General features: G+C 62.7%; 27 protein-coding genes and 1 pseudogene. All 28 read right to left on the reverse strand.

The features are described from left to right. Positions 1 to 7: 7 nt before the first annotated feature. The 28 genes and pseudogenes from C7438_RS04725 to rplC all read right to left on the reverse strand — a co-directional run bounded on the left by C7438_RS04725 (position 8) and on the right by rplC (position 14,165). Complete coding sequence (locus C7438_RS04725; RefSeq protein WP_121444207.1) at positions 8 to 952, reverse strand: DNA-directed RNA polymerase subunit alpha; 945 nt, start codon at positions 950 to 952, stop codon at positions 8 to 10. 95 nt (positions 953 to 1,047) lie between these two features. Next, entirely contained in the window at positions 1,048 to 1,446 is a 399-nt protein-coding gene (rpsK, locus tag C7438_RS04730; RefSeq protein ID WP_121444208.1) for a 30S ribosomal protein S11, read from the reverse strand. 18 nt (positions 1,447 to 1,464) lie between these two features. Beyond that, positions 1,465 to 1,845: a 30S ribosomal protein S13 gene (rpsM, locus tag C7438_RS04735; protein WP_121444209.1), complete on the reverse strand. Its 381-nt coding sequence runs from the start codon at positions 1,843 to 1,845 to the stop codon at positions 1,465 to 1,467. A gap of 12 nt (positions 1,846 to 1,857) precedes the next feature. Further along, positions 1,858 to 1,971, reverse strand: coding sequence for a 50S ribosomal protein L36 (gene rpmJ, locus C7438_RS04740; protein WP_121444210.1), 114 nt, complete (start codon positions 1,969 to 1,971; stop codon positions 1,858 to 1,860). Positions 1,972 to 2,175: 204 nt separating this feature from the next. Then, positions 2,176 to 2,370, reverse strand: a complete 195-nt coding sequence (infA, locus tag C7438_RS04750; RefSeq protein WP_245956509.1) for a translation initiation factor IF-1 — start codon at positions 2,368 to 2,370, stop codon at positions 2,176 to 2,178. An 89-nt stretch (positions 2,371 to 2,459) separates the two neighbouring features. Next, positions 2,460 to 3,209, reverse strand: coding sequence for a type I methionyl aminopeptidase (map, locus tag C7438_RS04755; protein ID WP_121444213.1), 750 nt, complete (start codon positions 3,207 to 3,209; stop codon positions 2,460 to 2,462). Beyond that, on the reverse strand, positions 3,206 to 3,865 hold the full coding sequence (locus tag C7438_RS04760; protein WP_121444214.1) for an adenylate kinase: 660 nt from the start codon (positions 3,863 to 3,865) through the stop codon (positions 3,206 to 3,208). The genes map and C7438_RS04760 overlap by 4 nt, the downstream gene beginning before the upstream one ends. 44 nt (positions 3,866 to 3,909) lie before the next feature. Continuing rightward, positions 3,910 to 5,205, reverse strand: coding sequence for a preprotein translocase subunit SecY (gene secY / locus C7438_RS04765; protein ID WP_121444215.1), 1,296 nt, complete (start codon positions 5,203 to 5,205; stop codon positions 3,910 to 3,912). Further along, a complete protein-coding gene (gene rplO, locus C7438_RS04770) occupies positions 5,206 to 5,649 on the reverse strand; it encodes a 50S ribosomal protein L15 (RefSeq protein ID WP_121444216.1) in 444 nt (147 codons plus the stop codon). It abuts the gene before it with no gap. Then, positions 5,646 to 5,861 (reverse strand): 50S ribosomal protein L30, encoded by a 216-nt coding sequence (gene rpmD, locus C7438_RS04775; protein WP_121444217.1) that lies wholly within the window; start codon positions 5,859 to 5,861, stop codon positions 5,646 to 5,648. Before rpmD ends, rplO begins: the two co-directional genes overlap by 4 nt. A gap of 6 nt (positions 5,862 to 5,867) precedes the next feature. Beyond that, positions 5,868 to 6,386, reverse strand: coding sequence for a 30S ribosomal protein S5 (rpsE, locus tag C7438_RS04780; RefSeq protein WP_121444218.1), 519 nt, complete (start codon positions 6,384 to 6,386; stop codon positions 5,868 to 5,870). A 25-nt stretch (positions 6,387 to 6,411) separates the two neighbouring features. Then, positions 6,412 to 6,780 carry a 50S ribosomal protein L18 gene (rplR, locus tag C7438_RS04785; RefSeq protein WP_121444219.1) on the reverse strand — a complete coding sequence of 123 codons (369 nt, stop codon included), beginning with the start codon at positions 6,778 to 6,780 and terminating at the stop codon, positions 6,412 to 6,414. Between the two features lie 13 nt (positions 6,781 to 6,793). Next, positions 6,794 to 7,348, reverse strand: coding sequence for a 50S ribosomal protein L6 (rplF, locus tag C7438_RS04790; protein ID WP_121444220.1), 555 nt, complete (start codon positions 7,346 to 7,348; stop codon positions 6,794 to 6,796). 24 nt (positions 7,349 to 7,372) lie between these two features. Next, a complete protein-coding gene (gene rpsH / locus C7438_RS04795; protein ID WP_121444221.1) occupies positions 7,373 to 7,768 on the reverse strand; it encodes a 30S ribosomal protein S8 in 396 nt (131 codons plus the stop codon). A 28-nt stretch (positions 7,769 to 7,796) separates the two neighbouring features. Beyond that, complete coding sequence (locus C7438_RS04800; protein WP_121444222.1) at positions 7,797 to 7,982, reverse strand: type Z 30S ribosomal protein S14; 186 nt, start codon at positions 7,980 to 7,982, stop codon at positions 7,797 to 7,799. Between the two features lie 96 nt (positions 7,983 to 8,078). Next, a complete protein-coding gene (rplE, locus tag C7438_RS04805) occupies positions 8,079 to 8,621 on the reverse strand; it encodes a 50S ribosomal protein L5 (RefSeq protein WP_121444323.1) in 543 nt (180 codons plus the stop codon). 37 nt (positions 8,622 to 8,658) lie between these two features. Further along, entirely contained in the window at positions 8,659 to 8,970 is a 312-nt protein-coding gene (rplX, locus tag C7438_RS04810) for a 50S ribosomal protein L24 (protein ID WP_121444223.1), read from the reverse strand. A 12-nt stretch (positions 8,971 to 8,982) separates the two neighbouring features. Further along, positions 8,983 to 9,351, reverse strand: coding sequence for a 50S ribosomal protein L14 (rplN, locus tag C7438_RS04815; RefSeq protein ID WP_121444224.1), 369 nt, complete (start codon positions 9,349 to 9,351; stop codon positions 8,983 to 8,985). A gap of 85 nt (positions 9,352 to 9,436) precedes the next feature. Next, a pseudogene (gene rpsQ, locus C7438_RS04820) lies at positions 9,437 to 9,709 on the reverse strand (30S ribosomal protein S17); the annotation flags it as partial. A 17-nt stretch (positions 9,710 to 9,726) separates the two neighbouring features. After that, the gene (gene rpmC, locus C7438_RS04825; RefSeq protein WP_121444325.1) at positions 9,727 to 9,927 is read right to left on the reverse strand and encodes a 50S ribosomal protein L29; all 201 of its coding nucleotides are present in this window, start codon (positions 9,925 to 9,927) and stop codon (positions 9,727 to 9,729) included. A gap of 10 nt (positions 9,928 to 9,937) precedes the next feature. Continuing rightward, positions 9,938 to 10,348: a 50S ribosomal protein L16 gene (gene rplP / locus C7438_RS04830; protein ID WP_121444326.1), complete on the reverse strand. Its 411-nt coding sequence runs from the start codon at positions 10,346 to 10,348 to the stop codon at positions 9,938 to 9,940. A gap of 5 nt (positions 10,349 to 10,353) precedes the next feature. Continuing rightward, positions 10,354 to 11,010, reverse strand: a complete 657-nt coding sequence (rpsC, locus tag C7438_RS04835) for a 30S ribosomal protein S3 (RefSeq protein WP_121444225.1) — start codon at positions 11,008 to 11,010, stop codon at positions 10,354 to 10,356. Next, complete coding sequence (gene rplV / locus C7438_RS04840; RefSeq protein ID WP_211322073.1) at positions 10,995 to 11,381, reverse strand: 50S ribosomal protein L22; 387 nt, start codon at positions 11,379 to 11,381, stop codon at positions 10,995 to 10,997. The genes rpsC and rplV overlap by 16 nt, the downstream gene beginning before the upstream one ends. Before the next feature lie 18 nt (positions 11,382 to 11,399). Continuing rightward, on the reverse strand, positions 11,400 to 11,681 hold the full coding sequence (gene rpsS / locus C7438_RS04845; protein ID WP_121444227.1) for a 30S ribosomal protein S19: 282 nt from the start codon (positions 11,679 to 11,681) through the stop codon (positions 11,400 to 11,402). A gap of 39 nt (positions 11,682 to 11,720) precedes the next feature. Further along, entirely contained in the window at positions 11,721 to 12,557 is an 837-nt protein-coding gene (gene rplB / locus C7438_RS04850) for a 50S ribosomal protein L2 (RefSeq protein ID WP_121444228.1), read from the reverse strand. 21 nt (positions 12,558 to 12,578) lie between these two features. Beyond that, complete coding sequence (gene rplW, locus C7438_RS04855; protein WP_121444229.1) at positions 12,579 to 12,875, reverse strand: 50S ribosomal protein L23; 297 nt, start codon at positions 12,873 to 12,875, stop codon at positions 12,579 to 12,581. Next, entirely contained in the window at positions 12,872 to 13,498 is a 627-nt protein-coding gene (gene rplD, locus C7438_RS04860) for a 50S ribosomal protein L4 (RefSeq protein WP_121444230.1), read from the reverse strand. The genes rplW and rplD overlap by 4 nt, the downstream gene beginning before the upstream one ends. Before the next feature lie 28 nt (positions 13,499 to 13,526). After that, a complete protein-coding gene (gene rplC / locus C7438_RS04865) occupies positions 13,527 to 14,165 on the reverse strand; it encodes a 50S ribosomal protein L3 (protein WP_121444231.1) in 639 nt (212 codons plus the stop codon). Positions 14,166 to 14,178: the final 13 nt, after the last annotated feature.

Below are 14,178 nucleotides of genomic sequence, written 5' to 3' on the forward strand. Positions count from 1 at the left end.
CGCGACCTCAATCTTCCTTGCGAAAGTCGAGGCCGAGCTCGGCAAGTTTGGCGCGAATTTCTTCGAGGGACTTCTTGCCCAAGTTGCGGATCTTCATCATGTCCTCTTCCGTGCGCGAAACGAGTTCCTGAACGGTGTTGATTCCCGCACGCTTCAAGCTGTTGTAGGAACGCACGGAAAGGTCCAAATCCTCGATGGGCATTTCGTAAAGGCGATCCTTGGGGTCGGCAGAACGTTCCACGAGTACAGACCCCGGATCCCCTCCTCCGGAGAGGGAGGTAAAGAGCGAAAGGTGGTCCGTGAGAATTCGCGCCGCGTAGCCCACCGCTTCGTCCGGGCGTACGGTTCGATCCGTCCACACCTCGAGGATGAGGCGGTCGTAGTTCGTGATCTGTCCCACACGCGTATCCTCGACCGTGTAGTTCACGCGGACGACAGGGGAGTAGATGGCGTCGATGGGGATGACCCCGATCGGGGCGTCTTCGCGCTTGTTGTTCTCCGCCCCTACGTACCCACGGCCACGTCGGGCCGTCATCCGCATGTACAGTCGCGCCCCCTCCGTGAGGGTGGCGATGTGGTGTTCGGGGTTCAAGATCTCTACGTCGCTGTCTGCACGAATGTCCCCTGCGGTAACCGTTCCCTCGCCTTCCGCCTCGATCTCCAGGATTTTTTCCTCGTCAGAGTGGATCCGGAGGGCCACGCGCTTGAGGTTGAGGACGATCTCCGTAACGTCCTCGAGGACGCCCTCGATCGTGGAGAATTCGTGCAGAACGCCGTCAATGTACACAGAGGTGATGGCGGCACCGGGGATCGACGAGAGGAGAACGCGGCGGAGAGAGTTCCCCAACGTCGTGCCGAAGCCGCGTTCGAGCGGCTCTACGACGAATTTCCCGTAGCTTCCGTCGGGTGAGATCTCCGCCACTTCAACACGGGGTTTTTCCATTTCGATCATAGCGTGCGTCTTCCCCCTCTCGGGCGTGCTGCGTCGGGCATAGACTCAGCTTCACCCAATCCGCGCTTTCGTAAACATTTTTACAAATCCTCCGGTTACACCCGACGCCGCTTGGGGGGACGACAACCGTTGTGGGGGATCGGGGTGACGTCGCGAATTACGGTAACCTCGAGGCCGGCTGCCTGGAGCGTACGGATTGCCGCCTCGCGTCCAGATCCGGGCCCCTTGACGCGAACCTCCACCTCGCGCATCCCGTGCTCGATCGCCGCGCGCGCCGCCTGTTCTGCGGCCAGCTGTGCGGCAAAGGGCGTTCCCTTTCGCGTTCCCTTAAACCCTGCCGTACCCCCGCTCGCCCAAGCGATCGTGTTGCCCTGCGGATCCGTGATCGTGACGATCGTGTTGTTGAACGTGGAGTTGATGTGGGCGATTCCCTTGAGAACGTTTTTCCGCTCGCGGCGCTTCACGCGCGTCGTCGTGCGCTTCTTCGTCGCCAAACGATATCCCCCCTTGTCTTACTTCTTCGTAGCCTTCTTCTTCCCGGCGACCGTCCGCCGCGGTCCCTTTCGCGTACGTGCGTTCGTGCGCGTACGTTGGCCGCGAACGGGGAGGTTGCGGCGGTGGCGGCTGCCCCGGTAGCTTCCGATTTCGATCAGGCGGCGAATGTTCATCGCCACTTCACGGCGCAGGTCCCCTTCGACCTTGAGGTTCCGCTCGATGTACGTGCGGATCCTTCCGATTTCGTCTTCCGTGAGATCGCGCACGCGCTTGTTCGGATCTACGCCCGTCTCCTTCAGGATTTTCTCGCTGAGCGAACGCCCGATCCCGTAGATGTACGTAAGCGAGATGACAACCCGCTTGTCGCGGGGGATGTCGACCCCGGCAATTCGCGCCATGGAATTCCCTCCTCAACCTTGCCGCTGCTTGTGTTTGGGGTTAGAACAGATCACCATGACCTTCCCGTGGCGGCGGATGACCTTACACTTCTCACACATCGGCTTTACCGAGGGTCGGACTTTCACGGAAATCGCCTCCTCTTCGCACTCGCGTACGGATGTACCCGCTCGTGCGGATTTCCCTTCGCCTCTTCAGAGAAAAGGAGCTCGAAACCGCGCGAAAGCGCTGCAAACCCGCACGCGCGGGGACGGCGTTCGCCCCCGGGCACGATGCCGCCGCAAACCCATGCGGGGGCGGAGCGCATCCGGCGTGCGGAGAAACCCCCTCTTTCACTTGTGGCGGTAAGTGATCCGACCGCGCGTGAGGTCGTACGGGGAAAGTTCGACCGTCACGCGGTCCCCAGGAAGAATCCGGATGTAGTGCATGCGGATCTTCCCGGAGGCGTGGGCGAGGACCGTGTGCCCGTTGATCAATTGTACGCGAAACATCGCGTTGGGCAAAGCTTCGACGACGGTCCCTTCCATTTCGATGACATCCTTGCCCACCTTCTCTCCCTCCTTCCCCGATGGCATTCCCGTTCGGACGAGGGATGGATTTCATCCGGAGAAAGACCTCAGTCCAGCCGGGTGAGGATGATCGGCCCTTCCTCCGTAATGGCCACGGTGTGCTCGAAGTGGGCGGAACGTCGCCCGTCCGCCGTCACCACGGTCCATCCGTCGTCCAGCGTACGCACCTCGAAAGTCCCCGCGTTCACCATCGGCTCGATGGCGAGCACCATTCCCGGCCGAAGCTTCGGCCCTCGACCCGGCGGCCCGAAATTGGGCACCGGGGGCTCTTCGTGCAGGTTGCGACCTACCCCGTGTCCCACATACGCCCGAACCACGGAAAACCCGTGGGCTTCTACGTACGTCTGAATGGCGTGCGAGATGTCGGAGAGGTGATTTCCCGGTCGGGCCGCTTCGATCCCCCGAAACAGAGCTTCGCGGGCGACGTCGAGGAGCTTCTGATCTTCGGGGGATACCCGGCCCACGGCGTACGTCCACGCGCCGTCGCCGTGGAAGCCGTCGTAATACGCCCCTACATCGATGCTCAAGATGTCGCCTTCGCGCAAGACGCGTTCCGAGGGAATCCCGTGGACGACTTCTTCGTTGATCGAGGTGCAAATGCTCGCGGGATAGCCGTTGTATCCGAGAAAGGAAGGGAGAGCTCCGAGGCTTCGGATTTCGCGCTCGGCCACCTGGTCGAGCTCCCGCGTCGTGATCCCCGGTGCGATGAGTTCCGAAAGGACCTTGTGCACGTGGGCCACGATGCGTCCCGCCTCGCGAATTTTGCGGATCTCCTCCGCCGTGTACAGGTGGATCATCGCGTTCCCTTCACCCGATCGAGGATCTCAAAGATCGCCTGCGTAACCTCGTCAACCGGCGGGGTCCCGTCCACCTCGTACAAGAGCCCCTTCTCGCGGTAGAACGCAAGCAAAGGCTCGAGTTGGGCGGCATTCACTTCGAGGCGTTTTACGACGACTTCCTCTCGGTCGTCGTCGCGTTGCTTGAGGGGGGTACCGCAAATGTCGCAGATTCCCTCAACGCGCGGCGGGCGGAACTTTACGTGGTAGATCGCACCGCACTTCGGACAGATCCGCCTTCCGGTAAGCCGCTCCACGAGGTCGTCTCGCGGCACGGCAATGTAGAGGACCGCCTCCAGTGGACGACCGAGTTCGGCGAGGAGGGCTTCCAAAGCTTCCGCCTGGGGAATCGTACGGGGAAACCCGTCGAGGAGAAACCCCCGGGCGGCATCCGGTTCGAGAAGCCGTTCGCGCACGATCCCGATCGTCACCTCGTCGGGCACGAGGAGCCCCTGATCCATATAGCGCTTTGCCTCAAGGCCGAGCGGGGTGCCGAGCTCTACCGCCCGACGGAACATGTCCCCGGTGGCGATGTGCGGGACGCCGTACCGCTTCACGATACGTTCTGCCTGCGTCCCCTTGCCTGCCCCGGGCAAGCCCATTAGGAGGGCGCGCATCTCCTAGCCTCCTTCGTCGCGAGAGCGCTCGCCGCATGCCTACCCTAACGCAAGAATCCCTCGTAGTGCCTCCGCACGAGCTGGCTCTCGATGTTCTTCATCGTCTCCAAAGCCACCCCGATGAGGATGAGGAGGGATGTCCCTCCAATCCGGACGGAACGCGGGAGACCAAAGACGTCCGTGAAAAACACGGGCAGGACGGCGACAAGGGCGAGAAAGAGCCCGCCGAAAAGCGTGATCCGGTTGATCACCCGTGTGAGGTAGACCTCCGTGGCCTTTCCCGGGCGCACGCCGGGGATAAACCCCCCCTGCTTTTGCAGGTTTTCCGCAAGTTGCTGGGGGTTGAGTTGTACATACGTGTAGAAGTAGGTGAAGGCGACGATGAGCGTCACGTAGAGGAAAAGGCCCAGCGGCGCGTCAAAGGCGAACATCCGCGCGACAGCTTGGGCAAAACCGCTGGCGGGGAAAAAGGAGGCTACGATCGAGGGAAACATGAGAATCGAAACGGCAAAGATTACGGGAATGACCCCCGCCGAGTTTACGCGGAGGGGGATGTGCGTCATCTGCCCTCCGTACACCCGCCTCCCCACGACGCGCTTCGCGTACTGAACGGGGATCCGCCGAATCCCCTCCTGTACAAAGATCACACCTGCGAAGAGGACGACAACGAGGAGGAGGAGAAAGAGCGTGCCCAACACGACGAGAAAGGGGCTTACCCTTCCTTCTTCCGTGAAGAACTTGGATACGTAGATCTGTTCGAGCGTCGAGGGAATGGAGGCGGCAATCCCCGCAAAGATCAGGAGGGAAATCCCGTTTCCGATCCCCTTTTCCGTGATCTGCTCCCCGAGCCACATGAGGAACATCGTGCCCGTCGTCAGGGTGAGGGCGGTGAGGAGGTAGCTCCCGAGACCCGGTTCCCGAAGAAGGTGGTACTGGCTCTGGAGCGTCATCGTAAACCCGATGGCTTGAAGAAAGGCGAGAGCGGCTGTGAGGTAGCGGGTAACCTGGGCCAGTTTGCGCCGCCCGACCTCCCCTTCCTTCGCCCACTCGCTAAAGGCAGGGATCACGTCCATGGAGAGGAGCTGAACGATGATCGACGCGGTGATGTAGGGCATCACGCCCATGGCGAAAAGGGAGAAGTTCGACAGCGCCCGACCGGAAAAGGCGTCGAAAAGTCCGAAGAGGGCACTCGACGCCAGGCCGCGGTGCAGCGCGGCGACGTCGATGCCCGGGACGGGAATGTAGCTGCCGATGCGAAAGACGACGAAGGCGAAGAGGGTGTAGAGGAGTCGCCGCCGGAGGTCCGGAACGCGGAAGGCGTTCGCCAGCGTGCGGAACACTCAGATCACCTCGACGCGACCGCCGGCCGCCTCGATTTTCTCCACCGCTCCGCGGGAAAACTTGTGCGCCCGAACCGTGAGGGTGACTTCGAGCTCGCCGTCTCCCAAAACCTTGAGCCCGTCGCCCAGCTTCTTCACGATCCCCCGGGCGAGGAGCTCTTCGGGGCCCACGACGGAACCCGGAGGAAAGACGTTGAGCTCGCCCACGTTCACGTACGCGTACTCCTTTTTAAAGGGCGCATTCGTAAATCCGCGCTTGGGCAGGCGGAGGATGAGGGGGTTTTGTCCGCCCTCGAACCCGGGACGCACGCCGCCGCCAGAGCGAGCCTTCTGGCCCTTGTGCCCGCGACCGGACGTCTTCCCGTGCCCGCTCGCCGTTCCGCGACCGACGCGCTTCTTCCGCTTTTTCGACCCCGGGGTTGGCCGGAGCTCGTGCAGCTTCATCGCGCTTCCTCCTTTCCGCCCGCCTCATCGGGAAGTTCCTCCACGTCCACCAAGTGGGCGACCTTGGCGATCATCCCCCGAATCGACGGATGATCCTCGTGGATCACGGACTGCCGGATTTTCCGAAGGCCGAGCGACCGCACGGTAGCCCGTTGTTCCTCCGTCCGGCCGATGAGGCTCCGCTTGAGGGTAATCTTGAGGCGCATGGCGATTCCTCCTCAGCCGAGGATTTCCTCCGGGCGCTTGCCCCGAAGCCGTGCCACCTGCTCTACGGTCTTGAGCTGTTTGAGGGCTTCGAGCGTTGCGTACACCACGTTGATCGGGTTGTTCGACCCTAGGGACTTCGTGAGGACGTCTTTGACACCCGCGAGTTCCAGCACTGCGCGCACCGGGCCTCCGGCAATTACTCCCGTACCGGGAGCGGCGGGTTTGAGCAAGACCTTGGAGGAGACGAATTCTCCGATGATCTCGTGCGGGATCGTCGTGCCGCGTAGGGGGACGGTGATGAGCTCCTTCTTGGCCTTTTCCACGCCTTTGCGGATGGCATCGGGCACTTCTGTCGCCTTGCCAAGCGCAGCCCCTACGTGGCCTTCTCTATCGCCGACGACCACGAGAACGGAAAAGTGAAAGCGCCGTCCGCCTTCGACCACCTTGGCCGTACGGCGAATCATGACGACGCGTTCTTCGAGCTTAAGCGCCTCCGGATCGAGGCGTTCTTCGCGGGGGCGGCGTGCCATGGTCACCCTCCTTTCGAAATGGGCGTCAGAATTCCAAACCGGCTTCGCGTGCGGCCTCTGCCAAGGCCTGAATTCGTCCGTGGTACGGATAGCCGCCGCGATCGAAGACGACACGCGTGATCCCCTTCTCGAGCGCGCGGCGGGCGATGACCTCGCCCACGCGACGTGCCGCTTCTATGTCCTTTGTGGAGGTAAGGCCGCTACGGATCTCCGGTTCGAGGGAGGACGCCGCGACGAGCGTATGCCCCCGCGTATCGTCGATGATCTGGGCGTAGATGTAGCGGAGAGAGCGGTATACGGAAAGCCGCGGCCGTTCCGGAGTGCCTACGACCTTCTTGCGAATGCGGCGGTGGCGGACTTTGCGCAGTTCGTTGCGCGACTCTCGTTTGATCACGGCCGGTCACCCCTCACTTCTTCTTGCCGCCGGCCTTACCAGCCTTACCGGCCTTGAGATGCACTTCTTCGCCTTCGTAGCGAATTCCTTTTCCTTTGTACGGCTCGGGCGGACGGGCGGCGCGGATGTTTGCGGCTACGAGGCCGACCTTTTGCTTGTCGATGCCGCGCACGACGATCTTCGTCGGTTGCGGAACGTCGAACTCGATGCCCTCCGGCGGGTCGAATTCGACGGGGTGGGAATAGCCCAAGCTGAGCACGAGCTTTTTCCCCTGCTTTTGCGCGCGGTATCCTACGCCGACGATGTCCAGACGCACCTCAAAGCCCTTGGTTACCCCTTCCACGAGGTTCGCGAGGAGCGCCCGCGTCGTGCCGTGCATCGCACGCTGGAACTTTTCATCGCCCTTGCGCCGCACGACGAGCGAACCGTCTTCCACGGCTACTTCTACCTCGGGGTGTACTTCGAGCTCGAGGGTGCCCTTAGGGCCCTTCACGCTCACCCGCCTCCCCTCGAGCGACACGCTCACGCCCGGAGGGATGGGGATCGGCTTTCGGCCGATGCGAGACATCTCTTACCCCCCTTTCCCACGACCTCACCAGATGTACGCGATGACTTCGCCGCCGACGCGCGCCTTGCGCGCCTCCTTGTCCGTCATGATCCCGCGCGAAGTGGAGAGAACGGCAATCCCGAGGCCGCCCAGAACGCGGGGAATGTCGTCCGCACCGACGTACACGCGCAAGCCCGGCTTGGAAATCCGCCTAAGGCCCGTGATCACCCGTTCTCCCCCGGGTCCGTACTTCAGGTAAATCCGCAGGGTCGCCTTGGGGCCGTTTTGCACGACTTCGAAATCGCGAATGTACCCCTCGCGCTTGAGGATTTCCAGAATCGCCCGCTTCATCTTAGAAGCAGGTACCTCCACGCGATCCTTCCGCACCTGATTGGCGTTGCGGATGCGCGTGAGCATATCGGCAATGGGGTCCGTCATCATGGCACTCCCTCCCTTCCCGACCACCCGCTCACCAGCTCGCCTTCTTAAGCCCCGGGATCTGCCCCTTGTGGGCAAGCTCCCGCAGGCAAATCCGGCAAAGGCCGAACTTCCGGTATACGGCGCGAGCACGCCCGCACCGCTTGCACCGCGTGTACTTGCGCACCTTGTACTTCGGCTCGCGCTGCGCCTTTACGACCAAAGCCTTACGCGCCACATGTCTCCCTCCTTTACGCACGATGGAGTTTTCTTCCCGCTTCGGCAAACCGGAGAATCCGACCGATCGGACCTTCCCGTACCGGCCTAGGGGACGTCAGCTCCGGGCGAAGGGCATGCCCAGCTCCTTGAGGAGGGCGTAGGCCTCTTCGTCCGTCTTCGCCGTGGTGATGATCGAAATCTCCATGCCGCGGATCTTTTCCACTTTGTCGTAGTCCACTTCGGGAAAGACGAGCTGCTCCTTGAGACCCAACGTGTAGTTCCCGCGCCCGTCAAAACCTCGCGGGCTTACGCCTCGAAAGTCGCGGACGCGCGGGAGGGCGAGGTGGAAGAGCTTGTCGAGAAAGTAGTACATGCGGTTTCCCCGCAGGGTCACCTTCACCCCGACGGGCATGCCTTTGCGAATCCGAAAGCTCGCCACGCTCTTGCGCGCCCGCGTGACGACCGGACGTTGGCCTGTGATCGCAGCGATTTCCTCGACCGTAGAGTCGATGAGCTTGGGCTGGTGCGCTCCTTCGCCCACGCCTACGTTGATCACGACCTTTTCCAAGCGGGGAACTTGCATGGGGTTTGTGTAGCCGAATTGCGCCATGAGGGCGGGAACGACTTCCTTGAGGTACTTTTCCTTGAGGCGCGGCATGGGCTTGGCGCTTGTTTCGGACACGCCGCTCACCCCCTCAATCCAAGATGGCGCCGGAGCGCTTCGCGTACCTGACCTTGCGGCCGTCCTCGAGAACCTTGTACCCTATGCGGGTCGGCTTCCCCGTTTTGGGGTCTACGGGAAGTACGTTGGAGGCGTGGATCGGAGCCTCGATTTCGATGATCCCCCCACGCGGGTTTTTGGGCGAGGGGCGCATGTGCTTTTTCACGACGTTCACGCCCTCTACGAGCACGCGGTTCTTCTTGGGGTACACGGCGAGGACGCGCCCGCGCTTCCCTTTGTCCTTTCCGGAAATGACGATGACCTCGTCACCCTTCTTCACGTGCATGGCAGAGACCTCCTACACCACTTCCGGTGCGAGGGAGATGATCCGCGTGAAGTCTTTCTCGCGGAGCTCCCGCGCGACGGGACCGAAAATGCGCGTGCCCCGCGGGCTCTTGTCGTCGCGGATGATCACCGCGGCGTTGTCGTCGAAGCGGATGTACGAACCGTCAGGCCTACGAATTCCCTTTCGCGTGCGGACGACCACCGCCTTTACGACGTCGCCCTTTTGGACAACGCCTCCGGGCGTGGCGCTCTTTACGGAAGCGACGATGATGTCGCCGATGTTCGCGTACTTCGGATTTCCGTGGCCGAGAACGCGGATGCACATGATTTCCTTGGCTCCCGTGTTGTCGGCTACGACAAGCCGGGTCTGAGGACGGATCACCTTAGGTCACCCCTCACTCTGCGGCAGGCTCGGGCGCCTCTTCCGCATGGTGCTTGTCGACCACGCGGAGTTCTCCGCCCTTTGGCCGTTCCACGATTTCGAGGAGGCGAAAGTGCTTGCGACGCGAAAGCGGACGGGTTTCCACGATGCGCACCCGGTCACCGACACGCGCCTCGCCGTGTTCGTCGTGGACGAGGTACTTCTTAGAGCGGACGATCGCCTTCTTGTAGATCGGGTGGTGGACGACGCGGTCCACGCGAACGGCGATCGTCTTTTCCATCTTCGCGGAAACGACAACCCCTTCGAGCACGCGCCGCCGCCCCCGTTCCTTCGTCGACTCCCTGAGGTCTTCGCTCACGCCTTCCACCCCCTCGCTTACCGCTTAAGACCGAGCTCGCGCTCGCGAAGGATCGTCTTCGCACGTGCGATGTCCTTTTTCACTTCCTTCAGGCGGTGAGGCTTGTCGAGCTGGCCCATCGCCTGCTGAAAGCGAAGACGGAAGAGCTCTTCCTTGAGTTCGCGAATCTTCGCAGCGATTTCCTCGTCCGTGAGCTTCCGCAGGTCCTGAGGCTTCATGCTCCTCACCTCACCCTTCCCGCCGTACGATCTTCGTGCGGATAGGGAGCTTATACCGCGCCAGACGCAGGGCTTCCAGGGCGACCTCTTCGTCCACCCCGCCTACCTCGAAGAGGACGCGGTCGGGTTTCACCACGGCCACCCAGCCCTCTACGCTCCCTTTTCCTCCGCCCATACGCACCTCGAGGGGCTTCTTCGTGTACGGCTTATCCGGAAAGATGCGGATGATCACCTTGCCGCCGCGGCGCATGTGTCGGGTGATAGCGATACGCGCGGCCTCGATTTGCCGGTCCGTAATCCACCCGGGTTCGAGGGCGACGAGCCCGAAATCGCCGAACACGACGCGGTTCCCGCGCGTCGCGCGCCCCTTTGTACGGCCGCGGTGCTGCTTGCGCCACTTCGTCCTGCGCGGCATGAGCATGGCGGTCACTCCTCTTTGGCCTTTCCCTTTTTCGGCAACACGTCCCCGCGGTAAATCCAAACCTTTACGCCGATCACGCCGTAGGTCGTAAACGCCTCGGCACGGGCGAAGTCGATGTCCGCCCGCAACGTGTGCAGGGGAACCTTCCCCTCCAGGTACCCTTCCGTACGGGCGATTTCCGCACCGCCGAGACGGCCGGAAACTTGGACGCGCACCCCTTTCGCCCCGGCGCGCATCACCCTCTGGATCGCCTGCTTCATGGCCCGACGGAAGGAAACCCGCTGTTCCAGCTGCCGGGCGATGCTCTCGGCGACCAGCTTGGCCTCGAGATCCGGCTTTTTCACCTCGACGACGTTTACGTGCACCTTCTTCCCCGTGAGGGCCTGAAGCGCTTCGCGCAGGTGCTCGATCTCCTGTCCGCCGCGCCCGATCACCATTCCGGGTTTCGCCGTGTGCACGGTGACGTTTACGCGGTTTGCCGCCCGTTCGATCTCCACCCGAGCGAGAGCCGCACCCCGCAGGCGTTCCTCGAGAAAGGAGCGGATCTTGAGGTCCTCGTGGAGGAGTTCCTGAAACTCCTTCTTACCCCTGGCGTACCACTTCGTCTCCCAGTCGCGGATGATGCCAAGGCGAAGTCCCACCGGGCTTACCTTTTGCCCCACGGTTTCCCCTCCCTTTCCGCGAGCACGACCGTCAGGTGGCTCGTTCGCTTGATGATCCGCGCGGCACGCCCCATCGCCCGTGCACGCCAACGCTTAAGCCTCGGACCTTCGTCTACGTAGATCTCCTTCACGTAGAGCTTTTCTACGTCCATTTCGTGGTTGTTTTCCGCGTTGGCCATCGCGGAGCGGATCGTCTTCTCCACGATCTTCGCCCCGCGCTTAGGGGTGAAGCGGAGGATCGCCAGGGCGTGAAGCGCCTGCTTCCCGCGCACGAGATCGGCGACGAGGCGGAGCTTCCGCGGGGCGATGCGGACGTGGCGGGCGATCGCCCGCGCGACCTTTTCCTCCTTGGTCTTGGTTTCCGACTTCACGGCGTGCACCTCCCCTCTTCAGCGCCGCTGCGTCTTCTTGTCGTCCCCGGCGTGACCGCGGAACGTCCGCGTCGGGACGAATTCTCCTAGCTTGTGCCCCACCATCTCTTCCGTCACGTATACGGGAACGTGCTTCCTTCCGTCGTATACGGCAAACGTGTGCCCCACGAACTCCGGCAAAATCGTCGAACGACGTGACCACGTCTTGATCACGCGCTTCTCGCCCGTCTCGTTGAGCTTGCGAACCTTTTCCAGCAGGTGGTCGTCAACAAAGGGACCCTTTTTCAAGCTGCGCCCCACGGCCGTCCCTCCTTCCTCGCGGGATTCCCGAACCCGTCCTCAGCGCTTCTTCTTACGCCGCTCGAGGATGAAGCGGCTCGAAGGCTTGCGGGGGTTGCGCGTCTTCTTTCCGAGCGTGGGTTTCCCCCATGGACTCTTTGGCGAAGGCATCCCGATGGGGGCCTTCCCTTCCCCACCGCCGTGGGGGTGATCCACGGGGTTCATCGCCGACCCGCGCACGTGCGGACGGCGCCCGAGCCAGCGGCTGCGCCCCGCCTTACCGAGGACGATGAGCTCGTGCTCGACGTTGCCCACCTGTCCAATCGTCGCCCGACACGACTTGTGAATCTTGCGGACCTCCCCGGACGTAAGACGCAAGATCACGTAGTCGCCTTCACGCCCGAGAATCTGAGCGGAAGCACCGGCGGCGCGGGCGATCTGACCGCCCTTCCCCGGCTTGAGCTCGATGTTGTGCACTACAGTTCCGACGGGGATGTTTTCCAAGGGGAGGGCGTTCCCCACGCGAATCTCGGCGTTCGGCCCGCTCATCACCGTGTCTCCGACCTTAAGGCCTTCCGGGGCGAGGATGTAGCGCTTTTCCCCATCCGCATAGTGAATGAGCGCAATGCGCGCCGTACGGTTCGGATCGTACTCGATCGCCGCCACCTTCCCCGGAACGCCGTCCTTGTTCCGGCGAAAGTCGATGATCCGGTACATCCGCTTGTGGCCACCGCCGCGGAAGCGCACGGTGACCCGCCCCATGTTGTTGCGCCCCGCCTTGCTCTTAAGGGGCTCGACGAGGGACTTCTCCGGCTCCGTCTTGGTAATCTCTTCGAACGTGTATACCGTCATCCCCCGGCGCCCCGGCGAAGTCGGGCGGTAATGCCGGATCCCCATCTCGTTCCCTCCCTTACAGGCTCACGCCTGCACGCCTTCGAAAAAGTCGGGGGTCTTGGAGTCGGGCGTGAGCTTGACGATCGCCTTTTTCCAAGACTTCGTCCGCCCCACGGAGCGGCCTTGGCGCTTCAGCTTTCCGCGCACGTGCATCGTGTTCACCTTTTCTACCTTGACGCCGAAGATCGCCTCCACGGCCTTGCGGATCTCCGGCTTCGTCGCCCGCGGATCCACCTCGAAGACGTACTTCCGTTCCCGCATGAGGTCGGTGGTCTTCTCCGTGATCACAGGTCGGAGAATGATGTCGTGCGGATCCTTCATCGCGCGAAGACCTCCTCCAGCTTCCGGATCGCGTCCACCGTTGCCACGAGCGCCTCGTGGTTCAAGATGTCGTAGGTGTTCGTGCGATCCCACGTCACGACCTTCACGCCCGGCAGGTTGCGGGCGGAAAGTTCGACGTTTGCGTCCTCTTCCCCGAGAACGACGAGTACTTTGGAAGGGAGTTGGAGGTTGCGAAAGATCCGCACCATTTCCTTCGTCCGCGGCCGCTCGAGGGAGAGGCGGTCGAGGGCCCAAAGCTTCGATTCGCGCACGCGCAGAGAAAGCGCCGAGGCGAGCGCGAGGCGGCGCAGCTTCTTGGGAAGGGTGAAGCCGTACTCCCGCGGCTTGGGGCCGTGGGTCACGCCGCCGCCTACCCAAAGCGGCGAGCGGATGCTCCCGTGGCGCGCGCGACCCGTGCCCTTCTGCCGCCAAGGCTTCCGTCCGCCCCCACGCACCTCTCCCCGGGTCTTCGTCGCGTGCGTACCCTGCCGCTCGGAAGCGAGCTTGAGAACGACCGCCCGGTGGAGCGCGTCGGCGTGCGGCTCGATGCCGAAGAGTTTGTCGCTTAGGTCGAGTTCTCCGATGACGTTCCCTTCCTGGTCGTACAGCGGGACGGTCGGCATGGTCCTCCTCCTTTCCCGTTCCCGTCACCTAGGCGCGAATGAGTTTGCGCGCGGCGTTCCGAATGATCACGAGGCCCCCCCGCGGCCCGGGAACCGAACCGCGAACGAGCAGCACGTGCTCCTCCGGAATCACACGGACGATCTCCAGGTTTTGCACGGTGACGCGTTCGTTCCCCATCCGCCCCATGTGCGGCATACCCTTGAGTACGCGATAGGGCCCGACGGCACCAATGGATCCGTGTGTGCGGTGAAACCCAGACCCATGGGACATCCGACCGCGGGCAAAGCCGTGCCGCTTGATCGGGCCCTGCGTTCCCTTCCCCTTGCTCGTACCCGTGACGTCGACGAGCTCTCCCGGGGCGAAGATGTCCACGTCTACGGTCTGTCCGACCTCGTAGCGGTCGAGGTCGACGTCGCGGATCTCCCGGAGGTACCGCACCGGGGGAACTCCCGCCTTCTTGAGATGTCCGAGAAGGGGGCGGGTGAGGCGCTGCTCCTTTTGCACGCCGAATCCAAGCTGTACCGCCACGTAGCCGTCCTTTTCCGGCGTCTTTTTCTGTACGACGTAGTTCGGACCCGCGAGGATTACGGTCACAGGGATGAGCGTGCCGTCCTCCGCAAAGATGTGCGTCATCCCGATCTTCTGCCCGAGTAGGCCCTTGCGCACCTTCCCTCACCCC

This window comes from Brockia lithotrophica, assembly GCF_003633725.1.
Lineage (GTDB): Bacteria > Bacillota > Bacilli > Thermicanales > DSM-22653 > Brockia > Brockia lithotrophica.